The sequence below is a fragment of the Sulfitobacter sp. UBA1132 genome (assembly GCF_002311545.1).
GTDB classification, from domain to species: domain Bacteria; phylum Pseudomonadota; class Alphaproteobacteria; order Rhodobacterales; family Rhodobacteraceae; genus Sulfitobacter; species Sulfitobacter pontiacus.
The window spans coordinates 244,038-268,266 of sequence record NZ_DCAN01000006.1 but is presented as its reverse complement, the minus strand read 5'-3'; the positions used below and the strand labels follow the sequence as shown (position 1 = coordinate 268,266).

Genomic DNA, 24,229 nt, shown 5'->3' with positions numbered 1-24,229 from the left:
GGACGGCGCATCGGGAAAGAGCGCGCGCGCATCCTGCGCCTGATCGGCCGTAAAGATGCGGGGACAGCGGGTGATCTGACTGGCAAGTGTTCTCATACGCCAAGCATTCGCTGGTTCTATGCCCGTCGTCAATGGCACCGTGGCACCTGCTAACCCCCGCCAAATACGTGCAAATCCAAATAATGTAAAAAAGATTTACATTATCCCTTGCAAACCACAGGGCGCACCCCGATCTATTGTAATGTGAAAGGCATTTACATTGCCCGCCACCGCACCGGCCCGCAGCGTTCAGGGCCACCACACTCTGACCGAAAGGGAACTTGATGACACAGACCTATGCACCCACCTACACCGCACAACGCAGTTGGCTGGGCCGTACCGAGGACTTTCTTGACGACAAGGGCAAAGGTGCCTGGATCGCCGCCATGGTTGTCGGTTTCATTCTTTTCTGGCCGCTTGGCCTTGCCCTTCTTGCCTATATGATCTGGAGCAAACGCATGTTTAAATCTTCGTCTTGCAGCAAACGCGCCCGCCGTGGGTCTATCACCGGACGTTCAACCGGAAACGCCGCCTTTGATGCCTATAAGGCCGACACCCTGGCCCGTCTGGAGGAAGAGCAAACCAATTTTGAAGCCTTCCTGAGCCGTCTGCGCGAAGCCAAGGATAAGGCAGAGTTCGACCAGTTCATGGCCGAAGGCTCCAAAAACGACGATGATGCGCAAAAGGCCTAAAGCCTGCGCGTTCAATCAACACCCCCTCCGCCACGGCGGGGGGCCGATTTTCTCAAGGGACAGGACATGATGACCCCCACCACCCCCGATCCATTCGACCAGCCTGAATTCTATAGCGGTATTCCGACCAAGCGGTTCATGGCTTGGGTTGTTGACGCGCTGCTGGTGCTGATCGCCAGCGTGTTGATCCTGCCGTTCACCGCCTTCACCGGCCTGTTCTTTTTCCCGCTGCTGATGCTGATGGTGGGCTTTACCTACCGTGTCGCGACGCTTGCCAGCGGGTCGGCCACCTGGGGCATGCGCCTGTTCGGCATGGAATTGCGCACGGCGCGCGATGAACCGCTGGATCTGGCCTCGGCGTTCTTGCATACTTCGGGCTATACGGTCAGCGTTGCCATGATGCCTTTGCAGGTGATTTCGATCATTCTGATCTGCGCCACCTCGCGCCATCAGAGCCTGAGCGACGTGATCCTCGGCACAGTCCCGCTGAACCGTCGTGTCGAAAGCGTGAACTGACCCAAACTTGTGCTTGGCGCGCTTTGGACCAGTTGTTAGAATTTCCTCCGAACAACAACGGATTTTCATGCGCCATACACTTCCCATCGCTCCGCAGTTCTATGTGACTGCGCCCCAGCCCTGCCCGTATCTGGACGGCCGGATGGAACGTAAACTGTTCACCGCGCTGCAGGGCGACTCCGCGACCAAGCTGAATAACAGCCTGTCGGGGCAAGGCTTCCGGCGGTCGCAGAATGTACTGTATCGCCCGTCTTGCACGGATTGCGCGGCCTGTCTGTCGGCGCGCATCAACGTGGCCGACTTCACCCCCAGCAAAAGCCAGAAGCGCACGATCAAGCGCAACGCGGGGCTGACGCGGCGGGCGACATCGCCTTGGGCCACGGAAGAGCAATACGACCTCTTCCGCACCTATCTTGACAGCCGCCATGCAGACGGTGGCATGGCCGATATGGATGTCTTCGAATTCGCCGCGATGATCGAGGAAACCCCGATCCGCAGCCGTGTGATCGAATATACCGATACCCAAACCCGCGAGCTGATTGGCGTCTGCCTGACGGATGTGCTCGATGACGGGGTGAGCATGGTCTATTCGTTCTACAGCCCTGACCGGCCCCGCGACGGGTTGGGCAATTACATCATCCTTGACCACATCGAAATCGCCCGTGCGGCGGGTCTGCCTTATGTATATCTGGGCTATTGGGTGCCCGGCAGCCCCAAGATGGGCTATAAGGCCAAATTCTCGGGGCTTGAGGTCTATATGGGCGGCGCGTGGCAGAAGATGCGCAACCCCGATGATTTTGAACCCGAACAGCATCCGCTGAACACCGACCCGATTGCCGAACAGGTGGCTAATATCGCCCTCCCCGATCTGAGCCCGACCAAAGGGTAAATCGTAACGCTGAGGCGTATTGAACCGCTGTCGCCCGCTGAAACGAAAAAGGCACCCCGCAGGGTGCCTTTTGTTTTTGTGGTGGCCTGACCCCAGATCAGTTGGGGATCAGGTCAGGCACGATGGTCACGATGACCGGGAACATCCACAACAGCGCCAGTGCCCCGACCTGGATCAAGACGAAAGGAATGATCCCGCGGTAGATATGCGACGTGGTGACGCTCGCCGGGGCCACGCCGCGCAGGTAGAAGAGCGCGAAGCCGAAGGGCGGTGTCAGGAACGACGTTTGCAGGTTCACCGCAATCATGATCGTCACCCACTTCGGGTCGAAAGTGCCGCCGTAGATCACCGGCCCGACGATCGGGATCACGATGTAGATGATCTCGAGGAAGTCGAGCACGAAGCCCAGCACAAAGAGCACCAGCATCACGATCAGGAAGACCGTCAGCTCGTTGTCGAAGCTTTTCAGCCACTGCTGGATGTAGTGTTCGCCACCAAAGGAGATCACCACAAGGTTCAGCAACTGCGACCCGATCAGGATGGTAAACACCATCGAGGTCACCTTGGCCGTCTCGCGGACCACGGGGCTTAGCACGCCCGAGGTATAAAGGATCCAGCACGAGAACAGCAGACCGAACACCGCGTATAGATACGCGCCATAGGCGACGAAGAAGGCAAACCAGCTTTCGACGCTCACGCCCTCTTGGTTGATGCGCAGGTCAAAGTTCACGCCGACAAGGATCGCGATCAAGATGGCCAGGGTGGACCAGATGATCACCTTGGGCGACCGGTCCATATCCTTGAGCTTGCGATAGGCGGCCAGCATGATCGCGCCACCTGCCCCCAAGGCCGCAGCGGGCGTCGGGTTGGTGATCCCGCCAAGGATCGACCCCAGTACCGCAACGATCAGGACCAGCGGCGGGAAGACCACGCGGATCAGCTCGTTACCGGCGCAAAGCTTCAGCGCATAGACCACACCATACATGACAGCCACGAAAGGCAGCGCCATCAGCAGCACCATCGCGCCCGAGGACGTGGCCGGACCGACCAGCAGGATATCGACCAGCAGTGTCAGCACCAGACCGATGCCACCGATGATCAGCGGCCGTTTGTCCGCCGATGGGGCGACACCGCGACCGGTCGTTATGACCAGCGCCAGCAGGATCAGGATGATCGCAACACCGGTCCCGATGGGGGCGGCATTGGCGATCTTTTCAGCCTGCTTGGCGGCCAGCGCTTCTTCGGTCAGCTTTTCGCTGGCCTGTTGACCGCCCGCCGCCTCGATCGCGGCTTGCTCGGTCACCGCTTGATCCCATGCGCTTTGCCCGTGCAGTTCGATCATCGCGGCCTGACAGGCCTCGCCTACATTGGTGCGCAGGCTGGCACCCTGCCCGATGTCGCTAAAGCTGGACACAACAGTCGACTGGCTGCCCACGATGCCAAGGTTGCCCAGAACAATCGTGCCCACGATCAGCAGGGCTGGCATACCAAGGAACCAAGTAAAGCCTTCGCCCCGCGTGATGGGTTCGGCATTGGTCGCCCCCATCGGCACGGCGGGCGCCTTTTCAGGGTTCAGCAGCGCATAGACAAAGGCGTAAAGCGCATAAAGCAGCGCCAGCATGATCCCCGGCAGCAACGCGGCCTGGAACAGTGTCCCTACAGACACAACCGCGGGCTGACCAAGGTAGGTCAGCGCATCGGTACAGCCTACGGCGGTTGCGCGCGCTTCCTGGGCGGCGGAGTATAGATCGCCCGCCAATGTGCCCAGAAGAACGATAACGATAGACGGCGGAATGATCTGGCCCAAAGTACCGGAGGCTGCGATGACACCTGTTGCGATTTCAGGCGAATAGTTGTTGCGCAACATGGTCGGCAGCGCCAGCAGCCCCATGGTGACAACCGTCGCGCCCACGATCCCGGTGGAGGCCGCAAGAAACGCGCCCACAACCACAATCGACACCGCCAGACCGCCGGGCAGCGGGCCGAAGACGCGCGCCATCGTGGTCAACAGGTCGTTCGCGATCTTCGACCGTTCAAGCGTGATGCCCATCAGAACGAACATCAAAACCGCCAGCAGCGTCTCGATCGACTGCCCCGCCAGAACGCGTTCGTTCATACGGTTCACGATAAAGCTGACGTTCCGGTCCAGCGCGACTTCCCAGCCTTGCGGGAATACAGATTCACCGATCAGCGGCAAATCCGGATAGCGGAATTTCGATACCGCGTCATTGGGAACGCCCGAGTTCACCAGATCGCGATAGGCTTGCGACGATTGGTCAATCGCCTGATGCACCATCAGACCCGCACTATCGAGTGCGGCGATGATACCGAAAGAGATGATGCCAGCACCGCCGATGGCAAAGGCCACCGGAAAACCTGACAGGATGCCGCCAAAGAGGCAGGCAAAAACAATGATCAGGCCGATTTCGACCCCGTCGAGACCAAATAGCATGGGACGCCCCTTGAATTAATGTGTGCCATCATAGGCTTCTTCGCCCTCGCCCAACGTATCGCGGTCGAGATATTTATCTGCACTTTCAGGTCCCTCGCAGAACTCTAACAAAGCGCGATAAAATACTGATATTGCTTGCAAGATCACCATTGCGCAGAAGGCGCACAGCAGGATTTTGAACAAGAAGTAGCCGTTGAACCCGTTTGGCGAAAAGCCGATGGTTTCCACGTTCCACTTGAGCAAACGCGCCTTGCGCAGCAACAGCTCCAACCGGTCAGAGGCCGATGGGTTCGGTGTCACCAGATGGCGCCACAGGAAGAACCAGCCATAAAGCCATGTGACAATCGCAAAGGGGATCATGAAGAACAGGGCGCCGAACATGTCGATCACGCGTTTGGTGCGGAATTTCGCGCCGGCATAGAACAGGTCAACGCGCACATGCCCGCCTTGTACAAAGGTGTAGGACACACAAAGACAGACGACCAACGCGTTGAAAAGCTTTAACTCTTCCGCAAACCAGCTGATGTCGAACTGCAGCGGAATACCAAAGCCGATAGAGATATCAGGCCGTGTAAAAATACGTTGCATGAAGACGATGATGATCTGTTGCAGCACCATCAAAAGCCCGGCCCAGGCAAAGAAGCGCCCGGTGACATTGGCGAACCCTTCAAGCCCGCGCACGCAGCCCCACATAAAGCTGCGTTTCCAGAGGCCGACAGCCGTAACAATCAGCAGCCCGACCAGCAAGACAAAGAACAGCTCTACCGAGGCACCGTAATAGATGAACCGCATCAAGGCTTCGCTGTTGGACCAGTCCAGCCACATGGACGGGTTCAGCACCGCTGCACAGAAATTGTAGAACGCTTCAAGTAGGTTGCCCAGAATGAAGCTGATCAGGTTGCCCTCTTGGAACTGGTCCAAGCAGCTGATCTTGGCCCCTTCCGCCGCGCGGAAAAATCCAGCGCATACTGCATCTTCTGCCATTGATATCCCCCCTTCGCCCGCCCGGTTTCAGTGTGGGCTTGGTGCGAAAATTATCCTCGCTTTGCGCGCCCGTTTTCCGGCTCGCAAAGTCGCGTGTGGGGCCGCCCAAAGGCAGCCCCCCTGTCATCCCATGGGGATGGCTTACATTTTGCCCAGAACGCGCTGGCGCTGTTCGACATAATAGGCGTCGGACTTGGACAGCCATTCAGCCGATGCGGACAGCGAGGATTCAAAGCTGTTGCGGATGTCGGCGAACAGGGAGTCGTCCATGTTCTCGTCCATAACCTCTTTGGAGGCCGCACCGAATGCATCCCAGACGTCATCGGGGAACTGCATGGTTTTCACGCCCTGCTGCTGCAGACGCGCCAAGGCGGCACCGTTGTTGGCCAGCGTTTCGGCCAGACCGGTGTGCGTGGTCGCCATCGATGCGTATTCGATGATCTTCTGCTGCGCCGGTGTCAGGTCGTTGAACACGTCGAGGTTGACCGAAGCGGTCAGACCCGACCCTGGCTCGTGGAAACCAGCGGTATAGTAGATCTTGGCGACTTCCTGGAAGCCGGCGCGCTCATCCGCGAAGGGGCCAACCCACTCGAGCCCGTCAAGCGCGCCGGAGGACAGCGCCTGATACAGTTCGCCACCGGGGATGTTCTGAACAGACGCGCCCAGTTTACCCAGCACCTTGCCGCCCAGACCGGGCATACGGAATTTCAAGCCGTTGAAGTCCGCGGCAGAGTTGATTTCCTTGCGGAACCAGCCACCGGACTGCGAACCGGAGTTACCGGCGAGGAACATCTTCATGTTGAAGATTTCACCGATCTGGTTGTGCAGGTCATGGCCGCCACCGTGCAGATACCAGTTGGTCAGCTCTTGTGCTGTGGCACCGAAAGGCACGGCGGTGAAATACGCCAGACCGGGGTGCTGGCCGATGAAGTAGTAGTCAGCCGCGTGATACATATCCGCCTGACCGGAGGAAACGGCGTCAAAAACCTCGAACGCGCCGACCAGCTCGCCTGGGGCCTTCTTTTCGATGGTCAACGTGCCGTCAGACATCTCGTTAACCATGTTGTTAAGGTAGGTCGCAGCGTCATCAAGCACGGCAAAGCCACGAGGCCATGCGGTGACCATTGTCAGCGTGCGTTTGCCTTGGGCGTACAGCGGTGCGGCCAGTGTCGATGCAGCGGCGGCAGACCCGCCAAGCGCGGATGTCTTCAGAAATGAACGACGGTCCATATTGGATACTCCTCCCGAGTTATATGAGGGTGCCCGCGCTTCATTATATGCGCGCGGGTCATTTCAAGTGTCGTTCACTCTACGCAAAAGCGAATGGTTGAAAATACCAACTACTGCGTAGAGCGTGCAGATTTACCGCCCAAATATGCGGCAAATGTCCCGCCGCACCTGCCATATGTTGTGCATACACGCGTATAGCGGGTGATTTGTGACTGCATCTAGCACTTTGATTCGCGTGGATTTCCCAGTATCAGCGCTGCATGCGCCGCCCGTCTTTCATGATCGCCCCCACCTACGCCCAAAAGCTGACACTCATCGCCTCTGTGCCGCTGGTGCTGGCGGTGACGGCGATTGCCTTTGTCGTGGCACTGCAGGCGCGCGCGGTGGCCGACCGCGAGATTTCAACGCTCGAGCAGCAGTTGCTGGACGCCAAGAAGGTCGAGCTGCGCAATTATGTGACACAGGCGCGCAACGGCTTTTACTTCGTCTACGGGTCCGCCTCTCCTGATGACGGGGCGGCGAAATCGCAGGTGGCGCAGATCCTCGCGGCGATGATCTATGGCGAGGAAGGTCAGTTCTTTGTCTATGACTACGACGGCACCGCCCTTGTCAACCCGCGCCAGACCGACCGGATCAACCGCAACTTTGCTGGCGAGACGGATAGCAACGGCACGCCCGTGGTGGACGAGCTGATCCGCATCGCACGCAGTGGCGGCGGGTATCACACCTATATGTGGCCCAAACCCTCTACCGGAGAGGACGCGCAGATGATCACCTATGTCACCTCTTTCCCCAGCTGGCAGTGGGCCGTGGGGACGGGTGTGTTCATCGACGACGTGCTTGCCAGCGGGGCCGCGGCGCGATCCGATGTGCAGGCGCGGGTGCAGCGCACGTTCTTCTATATCGGCGTTATTACGGTGACCGCCCTGCTGCTGGTGTTTGGCACGGGCATGCTGGTCAACCTGCGGGAACGGCGGCTTGCGGATGCAAAGCTTAAAAAGCTGACGCAGCGGGTATTTGACGCCCAAGAGGAAGAGCGCGGCCGCGTGGCGCGCGAACTGCATGATGGTATCAGCCAGATCCTGGTGGGGGTGCGCTATGCGCTCGACAATGCGCGACGCCGGCTGGAAAGGGGCGACGCCCGCGCGGCAGAGCCTTTGGCAAAGGGGATCGACAGCCTTGCACAGGCCATCGCCGAAGTGCGCCGTATCAGCCGTGACCTGCGCCCCAGTATTCTGGATGATCTGGGCCTTGGTCCCGCACTGAAAACGCTGGTCGAACAATTCGCCCTGCGCACCGGTATTCAGTGCCGCTTTGACACCGTGGTATTCCGCAACCGCTTGGACGACGAAGCCAAGATCGCGCTTTACCGGATCGCGCAAGAGGCGCTGACCAATATCGAACGCCACGCCCGCGCCACCGAAGTTATCGTCGATCTGCGCGGTCACCGACAGGGCGCGACGCTGTCGATCTCTGACAACGGGCTGGGGCTGGCCAAGACACGCTCCACCGCCGGGGGGTTGGGCCTACGCAATATGCAAGAGCGGATCGAACAGCTAGACGGCACGCTGACCATGCAAACCTCTGCCCAAGGCGGCACCGAGATTACCGCCACCGTCCCGCTGACCCATATGCTGCGCCCGCCGCCAACCGCCCTGCCCTAAGCCCTGATATGCCCCTTCCCGAAAGCTGCCCCATGACCCTTTCAGACACCCAGCCACCCGCGTTGATCAAAGTGATGATCGTGGACGATCACCCGATGGTCGCCGAGGGCATCCAGTCCATTCTTGAAAGCTATGACGATATCAATGTGGTCGGCTGTCTGCCCAATGGCCGCGCCGCGATCGAGAGCGTCGCGGAACTGGACCCCGATGTGATCCTCATGGACCTCAACATGCCAGAGATCGGCGGGCTGTCCGCGACCGAGATCTTGTTGGAACGCCAGCCCGACACCCGCATCGTGATCCTGTCGATGCATGATAACCCCGAATATATCTCTTCGGCGCTGAGCCACGGCGCCATGGGGTATATTCTCAAGGATGTGCCGACAGACGAGATCAAGCTGGCGATCGATACGGTGATGCGCGGCGAACGGTATCTGTGCACCGGCGCGCAAGGGTCGCTTGAACCCAAGGATGCCGCGCGTGAATCCCTGACCGAACGCGAACAGACGATCCTGTTGCAACTGGCACAGGGGAAATCCAACAAAGAGGTCGCGCTGACCTTGGATATCTCTGTGCGCACCGTCGAAACCCACCGCAAGAATATCAAGCGCAAGCTTGGCATCTCTTCCACCGCAGGGCTGACGCGCTACGCGATGGAACACGGCGTGCTGCAGGGAACCGGGGTCCGACTCTAGCTGATATGCGCCCGAGAAATGCCCCCAATTTTGCAAAAATTAGAAAATTCAGGATTTCGCGCAATAAATGAAAAGATTTTTTGCACGCAGCGACACTTTTATCGACAATAGAGCATTGACGCCCCTTTGTGGCGCTCATAATGTCCATGCACGCAATGAGGGGCCTTTGGCTATGACAGATCTAGCTTTGACAGATATCGTCGTCATTCTAAGACACACGCGCATGGGCCGGTAACGGCAGACCATAATAGTCACCATGCGCCCCCGTCAAAATCGGGGGCTTTTTTTTGCGCAACGTATTTTTTGATAAACCACCGCCTGACGGAGCACCAAGATGACACGTAAAATGACCGGAGCGAAAATGATCGTTCAAGCCCTGATTGATCAGGGTGTCGATACCGTATTTGGCTATCCCGGCGGCGCTGTCCTACCGATCTATGACGAGGTGTTCCAACAAAACAGCATCAAACACGTGTTGGTGCGTCACGAACAAGGGGCGGTCCATGCCGCCGAAGGCTATGCGCGCTCGACCGGAAAACCGGGCGTTGTTCTTGTCACCTCGGGCCCCGGTGCCACCAATGCGGTGACCGGCCTGACGGATGCCTTGCTCGATTCCATTCCGCTGGTGGTCCTGACAGGTCAGGTGCCGACCTTCATGATCGGCTCTGACGCGTTTCAAGAGGCCGATACCGTGGGCATCACCCGCCCCTGCACCAAGCACAACTGGCTGGTGAAAGAGACCGACAAGCTGGGCGGCGTTCTGCACGAGGCGTTCCACGTGGCCACCAGCGGGCGCCCCGGCCCCGTTCTGGTCGACATCCCGAAAGACGTGCAATTCGCCACGGGGGAATACACGCCCAAGAAGCCGTCCACCTCGCATTACCAGCCGCCCGTCAAAGGCGACATGACCGAGATCACCGAACTGGTGGCCGCCATCGAGACCGCCAAGCGCCCGATTTTCTACACCGGCGGCGGCGTCATCAACTCCGGCCCTGCGGCGTCGCAACTGCTGCGCGAATTGGTCGAGGCGACAGGCTTTCCCATCACCTCTACCTTGATGGGGCTTGGCAGCTATCCGGCGTCGGGTGACAAATGGTTGGGGATGCTCGGAATGCATGGTCTTTACGAGGCCAATATGGCGATGCACGACTGCGATCTGATGATCAACATCGGCGCGCGCTTCGACGACCGGATCACCGGCGTCGTCGACATGTTCAGCCCGAAATCCAAGAAAGCGCATATCGACATCGACCCCTCGTCGATCAACAAGATCATCCGCGTGGACATCCCTATCGTCGGCGACGTGGGCCATGTGCTGGAAGACCTGCTGAAGGTCTGGAAATCGCGCGGCCGCAAGACAAACACCGAAGCCGTTGGAAAATGGTGGAAGAAGATCGAGGAATGGCGCAACGTTGACTGCCTGAAGTTCGAGCAAAAAGGCAAGATCATCAAACCGCAATACGCGCTCTCGCGACTTGAGGCGCTGACCAAGGGGCGTGACCGCTATGTCACCACCGAAGTGGGCCAGCACCAGATGTGGGCCGCGCAATACCTTGGCTTCGAGGATCCGAACCGCTGGATGACCTCTGGTGGGTTGGGGACCATGGGCTATGGTTTCCCGGCGTCCATCGGCGTGCAGATGGCGCATCCTGACGCGTTGGTCATCAACGTTGCGGGCGAAGCTTCCTGGCTGATGAACATGCAGGAAATGGGCACCGCCATGCAATACGGCCTGCCGGTGAAACAGTTCATCCTGAACAACGAACGCCTCGGCATGGTCCGCCAGTGGCAAGAGCTGCTGCACGGCGAGCGCTATTCCCAAAGCTGGTCTGAATCCCTGCCCGATTTCGTCAAGCTGGCCGAAGCCTTCGGGGCCAAGGGGATCATCTGTTCGGACCCCGACGATCTGGACGACGCGATCATGGAGATGCTCGATTATGACGGTCCGGTGATCTTTGACTGTCTGGTGGAAAAACACGAAAACTGTTTCCCGATGATCCCGTCGGGCAAAGCGCATAACGACATGATGCTGGCCGGTGTCGATACACAAGGTGTGATCGACGCCAAAGGATCGGTCTTGGTCTAAGCCGCCAACGGCACAAGGAAACACATCGGCGCGGGGTCGCGCGCCGAGATTGAACAAATCTTAGAAGGACAGTGTCATGTCAGCCCTAAAGATCAAAAAAGGCTCCAACAGCCATTCCGCCTATAACCTACGTCCCAATTTCTCGGATGTGATCGAACGCCACACGCTGGCCGTACTGGTCGAGAACGAACCCGGTGTGCTGGCGCGCGTCATCGGTCTGTTTTCGGGCCGTGGATACAACATCGACAGCCTTACCGTGGCAGAGGTTGACCACACAGGCCACCTTAGCCGCATCACAATCGTCACCTCGGGCACGCCGCAGGTGATCGAGCAGATCAAGGCGCAGCTGGGGCGGATTGTGCCGGTACACGAGGTGCATGACCTGACCGTCGAAGGCCCCGTGGTCGAGCGTGAGCTTGCGATGTTCAAGGTGAATGGCACCGGCGACAAACGGGTCGAAGCTCTGCGTCTGGCGGATATCTTCCGCGCCAACGTTGTCGATAGCACCCTGGAAACATTCGTGTTCGAGATCACCGGCGCGCCCGAGAAGATTGACGCATTTGCCGAATTGATGCGCCCCTTGGGGCTGGTGTCAGTGGCACGGACGGGTGTGGCAGCCCTGTCGCGCGGCGACTGATGCGCTGAGGTGGCAGGTTGACGTCTGGCCGGCTTCGGCCGGACTAGGCCTGACCGCGATGGCGGAACTCTACCGGCGGGGCGGCTTTTGGGCGGAATGGAAGCACCTCGCCGCCTGTTTGCTTTCGGGTAATGCCCGCGGAATGGCGCAGCAGTTTGTTAGGCAAATCAGCGTCCGCCTTGGATCGCACGACCTTGGGGTTAAGCGCCTTGCGTAATTTGGCCTCGTGGTAGACCTCGAACTGGACAAGATCACCAGCATCAAAACAGCTTGTCGTCTGGTTCACTATCGCGGGGTCACCCTGGAAATATGCAAGGTCGCCGTGATCCTCGCACCAGAACACAGCTTTGTTGGCTCGGGCATCGCTCCAAAGTACCACACCGTACATTTAACTGTTCCTTCCAGATGCTTGCAGACATGAGAGATAATCATGTCATTTTTACAAATTGTCGATTTTTTTACGAAATCATTTTGTGTCGCGCGCACCGAAATTTGACGCTGATTAGCGTCACTACACAGCCATATAGTGCAAATCTCCTTGCAAATTCGTTCAAAGGTTGTGAAGTTTAGTTCAATTAATTTTAACGGACTGATTTCATGACGAACCCCGCCGATATCAGGACAATTTTCGGGTCAAATTTAAAAAAACTTTCAGTAGGTTACCCCTCCATCACTTACCTCGCGCAGGAACTGGGGGTCAATCGCACGCAGTTCAATCGATATCTATCGGGCGAAAGCTTTCCGCGCCCCGATATTCTGGACCGGATGTGCAAGTTTTTCGACGTTGATGCGCGTGTCCTTCTGGAGCCCTTGGAAGAGATCGAGAAGATCGAACCCTCCCCCCCGGATTTCATGGGCGACTTCATCGTTTCGGGCGCGCTGGACCTGCCCGAAGCCACGTTTCCCAGTGGTTTCTACCGGTTCTCGCGCCGTAGTTTTCTTTACCCCGAGAAATTCGCCTTGGGATTGGTTATGGTGTTTCGCAGTGGCCGGCATACCTATCTGCGCGGCTACGAGGCCCCTCACGCCATGCGCATCCAAAGCCTGCCCACTCATTCGGAATTGCGCGAATATCGCGGCGTGGTGTTGCAGCAGGAAGAAGGCATCGCCATTATCGCCTCGCGGCGCGGCGCGATGACCTCTTCGTTCAACTATCTGGGGCGGATCGCGTCGTTCAACAATAATTTCTGGGTCGGATACATCACCCGCACGGTGCCGGAAAATTCGATCGGGTTGCGGGCGACGCGGCTGGTCTATGAATACCTGCCGCAAACCCCGTCGGCCGTGTTGCAGGCCGCCCGCTTGAAGGGGCTGTGCGAGGCAAGCGATCTTGAACCCTTTCACCGCCACCTTCTGCGCACGGAATTCGCCTTTGAATGACCGCTACGCCAGCGGCGGCGGGCGCATCTGTGGCCACTGCGTTGCCGCGTGCCATTGCTGCGCCAGTTGAAGCAGCGCCGTATCGCTGCCCCGCGGTCCGATCATCTGTAGCCCCGCAGGCAGCCCCTCTGCGCCGAAACCGGCGGGGATGTTGACAACCGGCAGCCCCACTAGACCGGCGGGCACCACGACCTGCATCCAGCGGTGATAGGTATCCATGTCCCGTCCGGCGATCTGTGTCGGATGCACCTGATCCACGTCAAAGGGCCAAAGCTGTGCCGAGGGCAGCACCAGCACGTCAACCTCGTCAAACAGCGCGGTGACACGGCGATACCAATCCGACCGCGTCAGGCTGGCGCGCTGCACCTCCTGCCCCGTGAATCCGAGCCCGCGCTCGATCTCCCATTGGGCGGCGGACTTGAGCTTGTCGCGGGTTTCCGGGTCGCGGTAGAGCGCGCCCAATCCGGCAGCAACGGCAAAAGACCGCAGCGTGGTCCAGCTGTCCCACATCGCGTCCGCGTCAAAGGGGGCTGGCACATGGGTCACCCGATGCCCCAGGGCGGCCAGTTGATCTAGGGCCGCTTTGCTCACGTCCTCGATCCCGTCTTCATAGGCAAAGGCACCGCCCCAGTCGCCCAGCCACCCGATGCGGCGCGTGGGCGACGGGGTGTCCATCTCCGGCAAGCTCGGCGCGGGTGACAGGCCAAGGGGTTGTTTGGGGTCCTCTCCGGTCATCGTGTCCAACAAGGCCGCCAGATCGCGGGGGCAGCGCGCCATCGGGCCTGCCATGCTCAGCTGATGCAGGAACATATCGCCCTCTGGCTCTGCCGGTACAGCGCCCCAGCTGGGGCGCATGCCGTAGACGTTGTTCCAGCCCGCGGGGTTGCGCAGGCTGCCCATCATGTCGGACCCGTCAGCGATGCTTAGCATCCCCGTTGCCAAGGCAGCCGCCGCCCCGCCCGAAGACCCGCCAGCCGAGCGTGTGTGGTCATAGGGGTTCCGCGTCGGGCCATAGACGGGGTTGAACGTATGGCTGCCCAAGCCGAATTCAGGCGTGTTGGTTTTACCGATGATGATTGCCCCAGCCGCACGGATGCGGGCGACAAAGACGCTGTCCTTCTGGGCAATCGTTCCGGCAAACAGCGGTGATCCCTTGGCGGTTGGCAAGCCTTCGGCATCGGATAAATCCTTGATCGCAATGGGAATACCGTGCAGCCATCCGACCCGAGGTGTGGCATCCGCCCTATCGGCTTCGGCCAAAAGCTCCGCGCGCGGGCGCAGCGCGACGATGGCGTTGACCGCGCCGTTCACAGCGTCGATGCGCTCTAGCGTGGCCTCCATCAAAGCGCGCGCCGTCAGGCTGCCGTTCGCCAATGCCTCCGATTGGGCCAAGGCCCCGATGTCTAGTATGTTCATGGCCGAGCCCTCCGTTCGGGGTCATAGAACGGAAGGCCGCAGCGGGATGCAAGGGGTGCTAGCAAAACTGCTGCACGAGACAAAGCCGCCCGCGCGCAGTTGCCTGATATTTGGCCTTAGCCTTCTTGCGCCTCGGCGCGGGTCTTGCCCGACACGGCAAGCGCCAGCGCGGCGCCCATCAACCCGTCAAGGTCGCCATCCAGCACCCCTTTGGTATCCGAGGTTTCATAGTTGGTGCGCAGGTCTTTGACCATCTGGTACGGCTGCAGGACGTAGGACCGGATCTGGTTGCCCCAACCCGCGTCGCCCTTGTTTTCATGGGCTTCGTTGATGGCCGCGTTGCGGCGGTCCAGCTCCATCTGATACAGCCGCGATTTCAGCGCCTTCATCGCGATGTCGCGGTTCTGGTGCTGCGATTTCTCAGAGCTGGTAACCACGATGCCGGTAGGATGGTGCGTGATCCGCACGGCCGAGTCGGTGGTGTTTACGTGCTGACCACCGGCCCCCGAGGACCGATAGGTGTCGATGCGGATGTCGCTGGGGTTGATGTCGATTTCAATGTTGTCGTCCACCACCGGATACACCCAGATAGAGGTAAAGGACGTGTGCCGTTTGGCGGCGCTGTCAAAGGGGCTGATCCGCACCAGACGGTGCACACCGGATTCCGACTTGAGCCAGCCATAGGCATTCGGGCCGCTGATCTTGTAGGTCGCCGATTTGATCCCCGCCTCTTCGCCGGGGCTTTCGGATTGCAGTTCGACCTTATAGCCCTTTTTCTCGGCCCAACGGACATACATGCGCGACAGGATATTGGCCCAGTCACAGCTTTCGGTGCCGCCTGCCCCTGCGTTGATTTCAAGGAAAGTGTCATTCCCGTCGGCCTCGCCGTTCAACAGCGCTTCCAGCTCTTTCTGGGCGGCTGTCTCGGCCAGCTTTTTCAATGCGGTCTCGGCCTCTGCGATGACCTCGTCGTCGCCTTCCATCTCGCCCAGTTCGATCAGTTCGATGTTATCGGCCAGCTCTTGTTTGATGCCCTCGTAGGTGGCGATGGAATCGACCAGCGCCTGACGGTCGCGCATCAGTTTTTGCGCCGCATCGGGATCATCCCACAGATTGGGGTCTTCGACACGGGCGTTGAATTCTTCCAGACGGTATGGCGCGGTTTCGACGTCCAGACGCTGTGCCAACAGCTCCAGCGACTTGCTGATCTTATCCGCTGTATTTTGTGCATCTGCGCGCATGGTATCCTGCCTTTAAATAGATCGCGGCCCCGAATAGCCGGGGCCGCGTTTCAAATAGACCAGCGCCGCAACTTGGGCAAGCGCTGTAGAATGGGGAGCGGGCCTAGTACAACCCGCCGGAGTTGATGCTGCCAAAGCTTGCCTTGGGCCCGACACGCGCCTTTTTACCGGTAGAGGTCGTGACCTCGCGCGCGCCGCCGCCGGCTTCCTCGACCAGCGGCAGATCCGCACCCATCGCAAAGCCACCATCAAAGGTGATCCCGAACAGCGGCTCTTCGCCGTCACGGAAGTATTCGGCCACAACGTTGTTACCTGCGGCGCTGTCAGACAGACGTGCACCGGTGAAGCGGTCGATCTTGATGAAGTGACCGCCGGGGGGCACTTCGAAAGGGCCGCCGCCGTATTTCTTGATTGCTTCGCTCATGAACCGCTGGAACACAGGGCCACACATCCCCGCCCCATAGGCACGACGCCCCAGCGAGCGCGGGTTGTCAAAACCGATATAGCAGCCCGCCACGATGTTGCTTGAGAAGCCGACGAACCAGACGTCTTTGGCATCGTTGGTGGTGCCGGTCTTGCCCGCGATTGGCACGGGCAGGTTCACCGCCCCACGCGCCGTACCGCGATCCACGACGCCCTTCATCATCGATGTCAGCTGATAGGCCGTGATCGGGTCCATCACCCGTTCACGGTTCGAGATGATGCGCGGCCCCACACCGGGGGCCAGCGTTTCAAGCTGGCAATCGTTACAGATGCGTTGGTCGTGTTTGTAGACAGTGCGGCCGTAGCGGTCCTGCACACGGTCCACCAGCGTCGGCTGCACCCGCTCGCCACCATTGGCGAACATCGCATAGGCCGACACCATCTGGTAGAGCGTGGTTTCCTGCGAGCCAAGCGCGTTGGCCAGTACCGGCGACAGGTTGTCATAAACTCCGAACCGTTCGGCATAATCGCCAACGGTGTTCATTCCGACCTCTTGCGCCAGACGGATGGTCATGAGGTTCCGCGACTGTTCGATACCCGTCCGCAGGGGCGTCGGCCCGTAGAACTTGTTCGACGAGTTTCGTGGCCGCCACATGCCTTGGGGTGTGTTGATCTCGATCGGGGCATCCACAACGATGGTCGCAGGGGTATAGCCGCTGTCCAATGCCGCGGCATAGACAAAGGGCTTGAAGCTCGACCCCGGCTGGCGTTTCGCCTGCGTCGCACGGTTGAACACCGACGCCTGATAGGAGAAACCGCCCTGCATTGCGATCACGCGCCCTGTGTTCACGTCCATCGCGACAAAGCCGCCCTGCACTTCCGGGATCTGACGCAGGGTCCAGCGGATGAACGACCCGTCACTATCCGCCGTCATGCGGCGCACCAGCACCACGTCGCCGACCTCAAGCAGGTCAGCGGGCACTTGGGCGCGGTTGCCGAGCTTGCCATTCTCAAGACGTTTGCGCGCCCATTGGACATCCTTGGCGGGGATGAAATGACCGTCTGCGTCCTCGTCCACGCCTTCGATCCCGATGCGGGCGGCGTCATTGGTCAGGCTCAGCACCACGGCGGGATACCACGGGTTTTCCAGATCAACGTCACGTGGCACACGGGTGTCCGACAGCGCTTCGCGCCAATCCGCCTCGGTGGTCAGCTTTTCGGGCGCGATCTTCTTGCCGGTGCCGCGGTAGATACCGATACCGCGGTCATATTCCTCAAGCTGCTGCTGCAAGGATTGTGCGGCAATGGGCTGCATCTCGTTGTCGATGGTGGCACGCACGGTCAGACCGCCGGTAAAGAATTCGCCCTCGCCGAAGTTCTCGGACAGCTGGCGGCGGATTTCATCGGTAAAGTAATCGCGTGGCGGCAGTTCGGCCTTGAAGCTTTCAAAGTCCCCGTTTTGCACCGATCGCAAGGGCTGTGCGACCTCGGTCTCGTAGACGGCGGGGGTGATATAGCCGTTTTCCTTCATCTCGCGCAGCACGAAGTTCCGGCGTGACAGCAACCGGTCCTTGCGGCGCACAGGATGATAGTCAGACGGCGCTTTGGGCAGCGAGGCAAGGAACGCAGCCTCGTGTGGGGCCAGCTCCCCCAATGTCTTGTTGAAATAGGTCTGCGACGCGGCGGCCACACCGTAGGAGTTCTGGCCCAAGAAGATCTCGTTCAGATAAAGTTCAAGGATCTTTTCCTTGGGCAGCGTTTCCTCAAGCCGTGCGGCGAGGATGATTTCCTTGATCTTGCGTTCGGCCCGACGGTCGCCGGACAGAAGAAAGTTCTTCATCACCTGCTGCGTGATGGTCGATGCACCGCGAACGTCCTTGCCCCTTGTGCGCACCGCATCTACGGCCGCTGCCCCGATGCCGCGCAGGTCATAGCCTTCGTGAGTATAAAAGTTCTTGTCCTCGGCCGAGATAAACGCCTGCTTGATCAGCGGCGGGATCGTGTTGGCCGGCGCGAACAGGCGGCGTTCCTTGGCGAATTCATCAATCAGCCGCCCCTGCCCCGAATAAATCCGGCTGATCGTCGGGGGCGTGTATTGCGCAAGGGATTCGTGGCTGGGCAGATCGCGGCCATACATCCAGAACACCGCGCCGATGGTCAGCGCGACCATACCGATGCTCATGGTGAGGGTGGTAAAAATACCCCCGAAGAAAGACAGGATCAAACGAAACACGGCTGGCAATTCCTTGCAAGGAGGGTTGGTGACCCGTCTATACGCAACCCTGCGGGAATCGTCAAAACACGATGCAGTGGCCCTGTGCGGTAACCCGCGCAACACCTAGAGGGGCGTTCGGGTGCGGTTTACTGGCGAATCAAGGGCTTGAGCGCGGCATCCGCGTCGCGCCATTTGGCGATGGAATCCGCAATCGCCGACACCATGACCGCCCGCCAGATCGGGTCTCGCAGATTGGCAAGATCACGCTTCGAGCTGAGGAACCCGATTTCGATCAGAACCGAGGGGATGTCAGCCGATTTCAACACCGAAAAGCCCGCGTTGCGCAGCGGGTGGCGGTTCATCGGCCCGCCGGCGGCTTTCATCCCTTCAACCAGCACTTTAGCGGCGGCAACCGACCGTGGCTCTGTCTCTTGGCGGGCAAGATCAAGCAGCACGCTGGCGACCTCGTCATCCGATCCGGTCAGATCGGCCCCTGCGATAATATCGGCGCGGTTGTGGCGTGCGGCCAGATGGTCGGTGGCAGTATCGCTGGCGTCGTCCGACAGCGTATAGACCGTCGCCCCCTTTGCGCCGCCGTGCTGCAAACTGTCCGCGTGGAGAGAGATAAACAGATCGCCTTCGGCCTGATGCGCAATGGCGACGCGGGTTTCGAGCGCGACAAAATGATCCGTGTCACGGGTCATCACCACATCGACCCCGTCGCGCACCAATGTATCGCGCAGCGCTTGGGCAAAGGACAGCATCAGGTCTTTTTCCAGGATACCGTCGGTCTCTGCCCCCGGATCAACGCCCCCGTGACCGGGGTCCAGCACCACGCGAAACGGTACCGCTTTTAGGTCGGCAACTGCCTTGGGCGGTGCGGCCAGCGCCATGGTCCACGCCGGATCGACCGGCGCACCGGCGGCGGCGGCAAACTCCTCGGGGGTGGCGGATTTCAAGGCGATTTCAAGCGTGGCGTGACCGGACCCCTTGTTGACAGGCATCCCGATCTCGCGCGGGATCATCGGTTCGGCCAGATCCGCGACAAGCCGCGACCAACCGGGTTGGAACGGGCCAAAGCGCAGACCGGTAATCCGCCCGGGTTCAGGCAGCAGGTCTTTGGTGTTCACACCGCTCCAGTCGGCCTCGCGGAAATCGACCACCAGCCGCGCCGGATCATCCAGCAAGAACACCCGAAACGGCACCCCTTGGCTCAGCCCAAGCGTCAGCGTCGTGCCCCCGAACCAACCATCCGAGATGGCGCTTTTGGTAGGGTCCACGCGCGCCAGCGCGGTCAGATCCTGCGCGGACGCTGGCAAAGACAGCGCGCAAACCGTTGCGATAATGGGAAGAATACGCATGCCTGTCACCGTTCTGCTCGGGGTGGTTGCGGCAGGTATAGCACCCCGCCGCAACCCGAGCCAGCCTTTCAGCGGCCCGCCATATAGGTCTTGAGCCGCCCCAGCCCCTCGGCAATATCCTGGGTGCTGCGCGCATAGGAAAACCGCAGCCAGTGATGCCCGCGCACCGGATCGAAATCGAGCCCCGGGGTCACGGCCACACCCGCCTTGTCCAGAATATCGCGCGCCAATGCGCGGCTGTCATCCGTCAGCTCGGACACATCAGCGTAGACATAGAAGGCCCCGTCGGGGGGCGCGAAACGGGTAAATCCCGCCTCGCGCAGGCCGGTGATCATCATCGCGCGGTTGGCGCGGTAGACATCCATATTCGCCTCAAGCTCATCGGTGCAATCCATCGCGGCAAGCGCGGCGACCTGACTGGCGTGGGGGGCGCAGATGAACATGTTTTGCGCGATCCGTTCGACCACCCGCACGTGATCCTCTGGCACAACCATCCAGCCGACACGCCAACCGGTCATAGAGAAATACTTGGAAAACGAATTGATGACATAGACATCATCGGTGATCTCAAGCGCGGTCACGGCCTTTTTCTCGTATTCGATGCCGTGGTAAATCTCGTCCGAGATGAAGGATGCCCCCTGCGCTTGCGTCGCGTCGATCAGCGCGGACATGGCAGCGTGATCCAGCATCGTGCCCGTCGGATTGCCCGGCGACGCGACCAGCAGCCCCTGCAGGTCTATGCCTGCGAAATCCGCAGGCACCGGCTGCAAGCGGTTTTCAAGCGAGGTGGGCAGATCGATGGGGGCAAGGTCCAGCGCCTTGAGGATCTGGCGGTAGCTGGGATACCCCGGTGCCCCGATGCCCACACGGTCCCCGGTGTCAAAAAGCGAGGTAAACGTCAGGATGAACCCGCCCGAAGAGCCAGAGGTGATGACCACGCGGTTCGGGTCCAGATCGACATTGTACCACTCCCCGTACATCCGCGCGATCCGCTGGCGCAGCGCAGGCAGCCCCAATGCGACGGTATAACCAAGCGCGCCCTGCTCCATCGCGGCGGTCAATGCGGTGCTGGCCCCTTTGGGCGCGCCCGTGCCGGGTTGGCCGACCTCCATATGGATGATGTGGCGGCCCTCCGCCTCGGCGGCGGCGGCGGCCTGCATCACATCCATCACGATAAAGGGATCGACCTGAGATCGGGTTGAAATGCGCATGGGCTTGATCCTACTGTTGAGCCCGAACCTTTCACCGCACCCCGCCGGTGCCGTCAACCCTTGTGCGCGCTGGCAAAATCGCGCACCACCCTTGCAACCGGTGCCTGCACCCCTGCGCAACAACAAGCGAGTGACCCTGATGAAAAAGCTGATCGCCCCCGCCCTAGTGGCCCTTTCCCTGACAGCCCCCGCCCATGCGATGGACCTGACCGAACTGACCGATGCCGAACGCGCGCAATTCCGCGCCGAGGTCCGCGCCTATCTGATGGAAAACCCCGAAGTGATCATGGAAGCGGTGAACCAGCTGCAGGCCCGTCAGGCCGAAGCACAGGCGCAGGCGGATTTCACGCTGGTGTCCGACAATGCGGCCGCGATCTTTGACGACGGCTATTCCTATGTCGGGGGCAATCCCGAAGGCGACATGACCATCGTAGAGTTTATGGACTACCGCTGCGGCTACTGCAAAAAAGCGTTCTCCGAGGTTGAAAAGCTGGTCAATGGCGACGGCAATATCCGCTTTATCGTGAAAGAGCTGCCGATCCTGGGCGAACAATCCATAGTCGCCTCGCGCTTTGCAATCGCGACCAAGATCGTTGCCGGGGACGAGGCCTATAAATCCGTGCATGATGCCTTGATGAGCTTTAACGGCGACATCACCCCGACGTCGCTGGGACGCTTGGCCAGCAGCTTCGATCTGGATGCCGAGGCCATTCAGGAAAAGATGGACAGTGCCGAAGTCACCGCCGAGATCGAAAAGACCCGCGCGCTGGCACAAACGCTGCAGATTTCCGGCACACCGACCTTTGTGATGCAGGACGAACTGCTGCGCGGCTATCTGCCTTACGACCAGATGAAAGCCATTCTGGAAGAAAAACGCGGCTAAGATGCGCTTGGCCTTTGCCTGTTGCGTGGCGGCCTTCCCGGTGGCCGCGCAGACCGACTTTGGCGCGTTAACACATGCAGAACGGCGCGTCTTGGGGGAAGAAGTGCGGGCGTTGCTGCTGGCAGAGCCCGAGCTTGCAGCACCCGCTGTGGCCCCCCGCAACTATGCTGCCGAAGCCTATCAAGAGAAGGCGCAGGCGGATCTCGCGCTTATCGCATCCCTGACAGATCAAATATTAGCCGGCGCGCCGATTGCGTTGTTTACCGGCGACGATTGCCCAGACTGTGATCGCGCGCTGGCGAAATTAGAAGCAATAACAGATACATATAACATCACCTTCACGCACCACATGATGTCTGATCCTGCCAGCGCCGCCCTTGCCGCACAGCTTGGCATGACCGAGCCTCCCTTCTACGTGATGGCAGACCGCATCTTGCGTGGCCATATGCCCGACATCGTGCTGCGGCGGTATCTGGCTCCGTAGCGCCTAGAGAAACCGCTGATGATAGCGCACCATGCGTTTGAAATGCGCATCAAGCGATCGCTTGAGATGCGGGGCCTCTTTCACGTTGAGGATATAATCGACCAGCAAGTCATACTGCTTGATCTGGCGCGGTAGCCGGTTTGACGGGGTCAGACGCGACTGTCGTTCCTCTTCATCGATGACCTGCACCATCTGCTTTTCCGGCCAGTCGAACAGCGGTGCATCTGCCACCATCGCCTTGCCGTTCATCAACGGCAATTCAGCGTCGTAATGGGCAAAGATCGCGCGTTCCAGCGGTTCTACCTCTGCCTTTGTCGCCACCGGCCAGGCCCAGACAAAGGCGATCTCCCACACGTCGATCTGACGATTGGCAATCACGTCGGACCGCGCCGATGTCAGATGCCGGCGCACCCGCGTGCGGATACCATCAACAGACTGGCCCACATAAATCGGGTTGCCGTCCAGATCGCACAGCGCATAGACGCCGATCTGATTGGTCAGCGCCGCCAGTGCCTTTCCCCGAAACGCCTGCGCCGCGTTCACGCGACTGCACCCAATGACTGACGCTCAAGCAGGGGCGCGAACAACACCTCGTCGAGATAGCGCACGACAGGCACGGCGACCCCATCCCCCGCCACGCGGTAGGCGTTGTTGTAGGTGTCGGGCATCTTGTAGCTGTCCGGCAACCCCATCAGCCGCGCCACCTCGCGCGAGGAAACAAGCCGGGCCTTGGTCTGGTTGCCCTTGATAAACATCAGGATCTGCCGCGAGGACCCACCCGCAGGGGTCCGCAAGCAGCCCGCAATCCCGTCGGTGCGCAGCTCTGCCCGTTGGCGGACATTCCCATCCGCATCGGGGCGCCCGCGTTTATAGATTGTGCCAACCACGGTGCGCCCCGCCTTGCGCGCCACGCGCAGCCGTTCAAGGCTGGGGGGCGACATCAGCGTCAGCAGACGGTCGGTATCCGCGGCACTGAACCACGGCATGGTGGCACGCCGTTCAAGCACACGCTCAAGCGCCTGTTCGTCGGCGGGGGCATCCCCCAATTTCCACCAGACCCAGTTGGATCGGACCGGCCGTGCGGCGGAGGCGAGAAATTTTTGCAGCTTCTTGCCGTGAAAGACATGGGACGGTTTTGGCACCGTCAGCCCCGAGATGTCGATATCCTCGCGCACGCACACAACGAACAGACGCGGCCGGCTTTGCGGCAGGAAACGCCGCGCGTCGATCTCGAGCGCGCCGACCTTATAGCCAAGCCGCACAAAGGTCGCGAGTACGGTGTTCATATCCGCCCCACTATTGCGCGACACCAACCCGACGACGTTTTCAAAGGCGATGATACGCGGCGCAAATCCTGCTTTTATGGCCGTGGCGATCTTGTCGGCCCAATGGGCAAAGACACCGCTGCGCGCGCCGCCCAAGCCCCGCCCCTTGCCCGCAAGACTGAAATCCTGACAAGGGCTCGACGCCCAATACATATCGATCTGACGCGTCAGAAGGTCATCGGGCATGGCCGCGATATCGCCCTGATGCAATGCCGCCTGCCCCCAATTCTGGGCATAGACCTTGCATTTCATCGCGTCGATATCGTTGGCCAGCACGCAATCCCACCGGTCCTGCAGGGCCGCGCGCACCATGCCACCGCCGCAGAAAAACTCGGCGTACGTCGGGGTCTTGGCGGCGTGATCAGGCATATCTATTGATATGGAATACGCAAATATCTGTCGATGG

21 protein-coding genes are annotated in these 24,229 nt (G+C 60.0%); 10 read left to right on the top strand and 11 right to left on the bottom strand.

The genetic code is table 11. The features are described 5' to 3' along the window. Window positions 1-323: 323 nt before the first annotated feature. The 3 genes from B4F27_RS05105 (at window position 324) to B4F27_RS05095 (ending at window position 2,136) form a co-directional block, all read left to right on the top strand. Window positions 324-731 carry a DUF2852 domain-containing protein gene (locus B4F27_RS05105; protein WP_009826953.1) on the top strand — a complete coding sequence of 136 codons (408 nt, stop codon included), beginning with the start codon at window positions 324-326 and terminating at the stop codon, window positions 729-731. Window positions 732-800: 69 nt separating this feature from the next. Continuing rightward, a complete protein-coding gene (locus B4F27_RS05100) occupies window positions 801-1,247 on the top strand; it encodes an RDD family protein (RefSeq protein WP_005853312.1) in 447 nt (148 codons plus the stop codon). 67 nt (window positions 1,248-1,314) lie between these two features. Further along, window positions 1,315-2,136 (top strand): arginyltransferase, encoded by an 822-nt coding sequence (locus B4F27_RS05095; protein WP_005853310.1) that lies wholly within the window; start codon window positions 1,315-1,317, stop codon window positions 2,134-2,136. A 97-nt stretch (window positions 2,137-2,233) separates the two neighbouring features. Here B4F27_RS05095 and B4F27_RS05090 read toward each other — a convergent pair whose 3' ends face one another. The 3 genes from B4F27_RS05090 to B4F27_RS05080 all read right to left on the bottom strand — a co-directional run bounded on the left by B4F27_RS05090 (window position 2,234) and on the right by B4F27_RS05080 (window position 6,802). Further along, a complete protein-coding gene (locus tag B4F27_RS05090) occupies window positions 2,234-4,588 on the bottom strand; it encodes a TRAP transporter large permease (RefSeq protein ID WP_286759044.1) in 2,355 nt (784 codons plus the stop codon). A gap of 15 nt (window positions 4,589-4,603) precedes the next feature. Beyond that, complete coding sequence (locus B4F27_RS05085; protein ID WP_286759043.1) at window positions 4,604-5,572, bottom strand: TRAP transporter small permease subunit; 969 nt, start codon at window positions 5,570-5,572, stop codon at window positions 4,604-4,606. 141 nt (window positions 5,573-5,713) lie between these two features. Next, window positions 5,714-6,802 (bottom strand): TRAP transporter substrate-binding protein, encoded by a 1,089-nt coding sequence (locus B4F27_RS05080; protein WP_005853304.1) that lies wholly within the window; start codon window positions 6,800-6,802, stop codon window positions 5,714-5,716. A gap of 260 nt (window positions 6,803-7,062) precedes the next feature. On the opposite strand from B4F27_RS05080, the gene B4F27_RS05075 reads away from it, so the two are divergent. The 4 genes from B4F27_RS05075 to ilvN all read left to right on the top strand — a co-directional run bounded on the left by B4F27_RS05075 (window position 7,063) and on the right by ilvN (window position 11,884). Next, window positions 7,063-8,466, top strand: coding sequence for a cache domain-containing protein (locus B4F27_RS05075; RefSeq protein WP_286759042.1), 1,404 nt, complete (start codon window positions 7,063-7,065; stop codon window positions 8,464-8,466). A gap of 32 nt (window positions 8,467-8,498) precedes the next feature. Continuing rightward, window positions 8,499-9,161 (top strand): response regulator transcription factor, encoded by a 663-nt coding sequence (locus B4F27_RS05070; RefSeq protein WP_005853301.1) that lies wholly within the window; start codon window positions 8,499-8,501, stop codon window positions 9,159-9,161. Between the two features lie 334 nt (window positions 9,162-9,495). Continuing rightward, window positions 9,496-11,247 (top strand): acetolactate synthase 3 large subunit, encoded by a 1,752-nt coding sequence (locus B4F27_RS05065; RefSeq protein WP_037944177.1) that lies wholly within the window; start codon window positions 9,496-9,498, stop codon window positions 11,245-11,247. Window positions 11,248-11,323: 76 nt separating this feature from the next. Continuing rightward, on the top strand, window positions 11,324-11,884 hold the full coding sequence (gene ilvN, locus B4F27_RS05060) for an acetolactate synthase small subunit (protein WP_009826946.1): 561 nt from the start codon (window positions 11,324-11,326) through the stop codon (window positions 11,882-11,884). A gap of 43 nt (window positions 11,885-11,927) precedes the next feature. Here ilvN and B4F27_RS05055 read toward each other — a convergent pair whose 3' ends face one another. After that, entirely contained in the window at window positions 11,928-12,272 is a 345-nt protein-coding gene (locus B4F27_RS05055) for a hypothetical protein (RefSeq protein ID WP_286759041.1), read from the bottom strand. 209 nt (window positions 12,273-12,481) lie between these two features. On the opposite strand from B4F27_RS05055, the gene B4F27_RS05050 reads away from it, so the two are divergent. Then, window positions 12,482-13,264: a helix-turn-helix domain-containing protein gene (locus B4F27_RS05050; RefSeq protein WP_286759040.1), complete on the top strand. Its 783-nt coding sequence runs from the start codon at window positions 12,482-12,484 to the stop codon at window positions 13,262-13,264. 3 nt (window positions 13,265-13,267) lie between these two features. Here B4F27_RS05050 and B4F27_RS05045 read toward each other — a convergent pair whose 3' ends face one another. The 5 genes from B4F27_RS05045 to B4F27_RS05025 all read right to left on the bottom strand — a co-directional run bounded on the left by B4F27_RS05045 (window position 13,268) and on the right by B4F27_RS05025 (window position 21,131). Beyond that, complete coding sequence (locus B4F27_RS05045) at window positions 13,268-14,680, bottom strand: amidase (RefSeq protein ID WP_286759039.1); 1,413 nt, start codon at window positions 14,678-14,680, stop codon at window positions 13,268-13,270. Window positions 14,681-14,796: 116 nt separating this feature from the next. Beyond that, window positions 14,797-15,921, bottom strand: a complete 1,125-nt coding sequence (prfB, locus tag B4F27_RS05040) for a peptide chain release factor 2 (RefSeq protein WP_005853284.1) — start codon at window positions 15,919-15,921, stop codon at window positions 14,797-14,799. Between the two features lie 103 nt (window positions 15,922-16,024). After that, window positions 16,025-18,577 (bottom strand): penicillin-binding protein 1A, encoded by a 2,553-nt coding sequence (locus B4F27_RS05035; protein WP_286759038.1) that lies wholly within the window; start codon window positions 18,575-18,577, stop codon window positions 16,025-16,027. A 128-nt stretch (window positions 18,578-18,705) separates the two neighbouring features. Then, window positions 18,706-19,920, bottom strand: a complete 1,215-nt coding sequence (locus B4F27_RS05030) for an N-acetylmuramoyl-L-alanine amidase (protein WP_286759037.1) — start codon at window positions 19,918-19,920, stop codon at window positions 18,706-18,708. A 68-nt stretch (window positions 19,921-19,988) separates the two neighbouring features. Next, the gene (locus tag B4F27_RS05025; RefSeq protein WP_286759036.1) at window positions 19,989-21,131 is read right to left on the bottom strand and encodes a pyridoxal phosphate-dependent aminotransferase; all 1,143 of its coding nucleotides are present in this window, start codon (window positions 21,129-21,131) and stop codon (window positions 19,989-19,991) included. 139 nt (window positions 21,132-21,270) lie between these two features. On the opposite strand from B4F27_RS05025, the gene B4F27_RS05020 reads away from it, so the two are divergent. Continuing rightward, window positions 21,271-22,014, top strand: a complete 744-nt coding sequence (locus B4F27_RS05020; protein WP_286759035.1) for a DsbA family protein — start codon at window positions 21,271-21,273, stop codon at window positions 22,012-22,014. A gap of 1 nt (window position 22,015) precedes the next feature. Further along, window positions 22,016-22,498 (top strand): disulfide bond formation protein DsbA, encoded by a 483-nt coding sequence (locus B4F27_RS05015; RefSeq protein ID WP_286759034.1) that lies wholly within the window; start codon window positions 22,016-22,018, stop codon window positions 22,496-22,498. 3 nt (window positions 22,499-22,501) lie between these two features. Here B4F27_RS05015 and B4F27_RS05010 read toward each other — a convergent pair whose 3' ends face one another. Both B4F27_RS05010 and B4F27_RS05005 read right to left on the bottom strand, forming a co-directional pair. Then, window positions 22,502-23,041 carry a GIY-YIG nuclease family protein gene (locus tag B4F27_RS05010; protein ID WP_286759033.1) on the bottom strand — a complete coding sequence of 180 codons (540 nt, stop codon included), beginning with the start codon at window positions 23,039-23,041 and terminating at the stop codon, window positions 22,502-22,504. After that, window positions 23,038-24,192 carry a DNA cytosine methyltransferase gene (locus tag B4F27_RS05005; RefSeq protein ID WP_286759032.1) on the bottom strand — a complete coding sequence of 385 codons (1,155 nt, stop codon included), beginning with the start codon at window positions 24,190-24,192 and terminating at the stop codon, window positions 23,038-23,040. Before B4F27_RS05005 ends, B4F27_RS05010 begins: the two co-directional genes overlap by 4 nt. Window positions 24,193-24,229 lie beyond the last annotated feature (37 nt).

Coding starts and splice junctions, on each gene's coding strand:
- B4F27_RS05095 (WP_005853310.1), top strand. CDS start 1,315: ATGCGCCATACACTTCCCATCGCTCCGCAGTTCTATGTGACTGCGCCC.
- B4F27_RS05090 (WP_286759044.1), bottom strand. CDS start 4,588: ATGCTATTTGGTCTCGACGGGGTCGAAATCGGCCTGATCATTGTTTTT.
- B4F27_RS05080 (WP_005853304.1), bottom strand. CDS start 6,802: ATGGACCGTCGTTCATTTCTGAAGACATCCGCGCTTGGCGGGTCTGCC.
- B4F27_RS05105 (WP_009826953.1), top strand. CDS start 324: ATGACACAGACCTATGCACCCACCTACACCGCACAACGCAGTTGGCTG.
- B4F27_RS05015 (WP_286759034.1), top strand. CDS start 22,016: ATGCGCTTGGCCTTTGCCTGTTGCGTGGCGGCCTTCCCGGTGGCCGCG.
- ilvN (WP_009826946.1), top strand. CDS start 11,324: ATGTCAGCCCTAAAGATCAAAAAAGGCTCCAACAGCCATTCCGCCTAT.
- prfB (WP_005853284.1), bottom strand. CDS start 15,921: ATGCGCGCAGATGCACAAAATACAGCGGATAAGATCAGCAAGTCGCTG.
- B4F27_RS05030 (WP_286759037.1), bottom strand. CDS start 19,920: ATGCGTATTCTTCCCATTATCGCAACGGTTTGCGCGCTGTCTTTGCCA.
- B4F27_RS05075 (WP_286759042.1), top strand. CDS start 7,063: ATGCGCCGCCCGTCTTTCATGATCGCCCCCACCTACGCCCAAAAGCTG.
- B4F27_RS05020 (WP_286759035.1), top strand. CDS start 21,271: ATGAAAAAGCTGATCGCCCCCGCCCTAGTGGCCCTTTCCCTGACAGCC.
- B4F27_RS05025 (WP_286759036.1), bottom strand. CDS start 21,131: ATGCGCATTTCAACCCGATCTCAGGTCGATCCCTTTATCGTGATGGAT.
- B4F27_RS05085 (WP_286759043.1), bottom strand. CDS start 5,572: ATGGCAGAAGATGCAGTATGCGCTGGATTTTTCCGCGCGGCGGAAGGG.
- B4F27_RS05065 (WP_037944177.1), top strand. CDS start 9,496: ATGACACGTAAAATGACCGGAGCGAAAATGATCGTTCAAGCCCTGATT.
- B4F27_RS05005 (WP_286759032.1), bottom strand. CDS start 24,192: ATGCCTGATCACGCCGCCAAGACCCCGACGTACGCCGAGTTTTTCTGC.
- B4F27_RS05045 (WP_286759039.1), bottom strand. CDS start 14,680: ATGAACATACTAGACATCGGGGCCTTGGCCCAATCGGAGGCATTGGCG.
- B4F27_RS05050 (WP_286759040.1), top strand. CDS start 12,482: ATGACGAACCCCGCCGATATCAGGACAATTTTCGGGTCAAATTTAAAA.
- B4F27_RS05055 (WP_286759041.1), bottom strand. CDS start 12,272: ATGTACGGTGTGGTACTTTGGAGCGATGCCCGAGCCAACAAAGCTGTG.
- B4F27_RS05070 (WP_005853301.1), top strand. CDS start 8,499: ATGACCCTTTCAGACACCCAGCCACCCGCGTTGATCAAAGTGATGATC.
- B4F27_RS05100 (WP_005853312.1), top strand. CDS start 801: ATGACCCCCACCACCCCCGATCCATTCGACCAGCCTGAATTCTATAGC.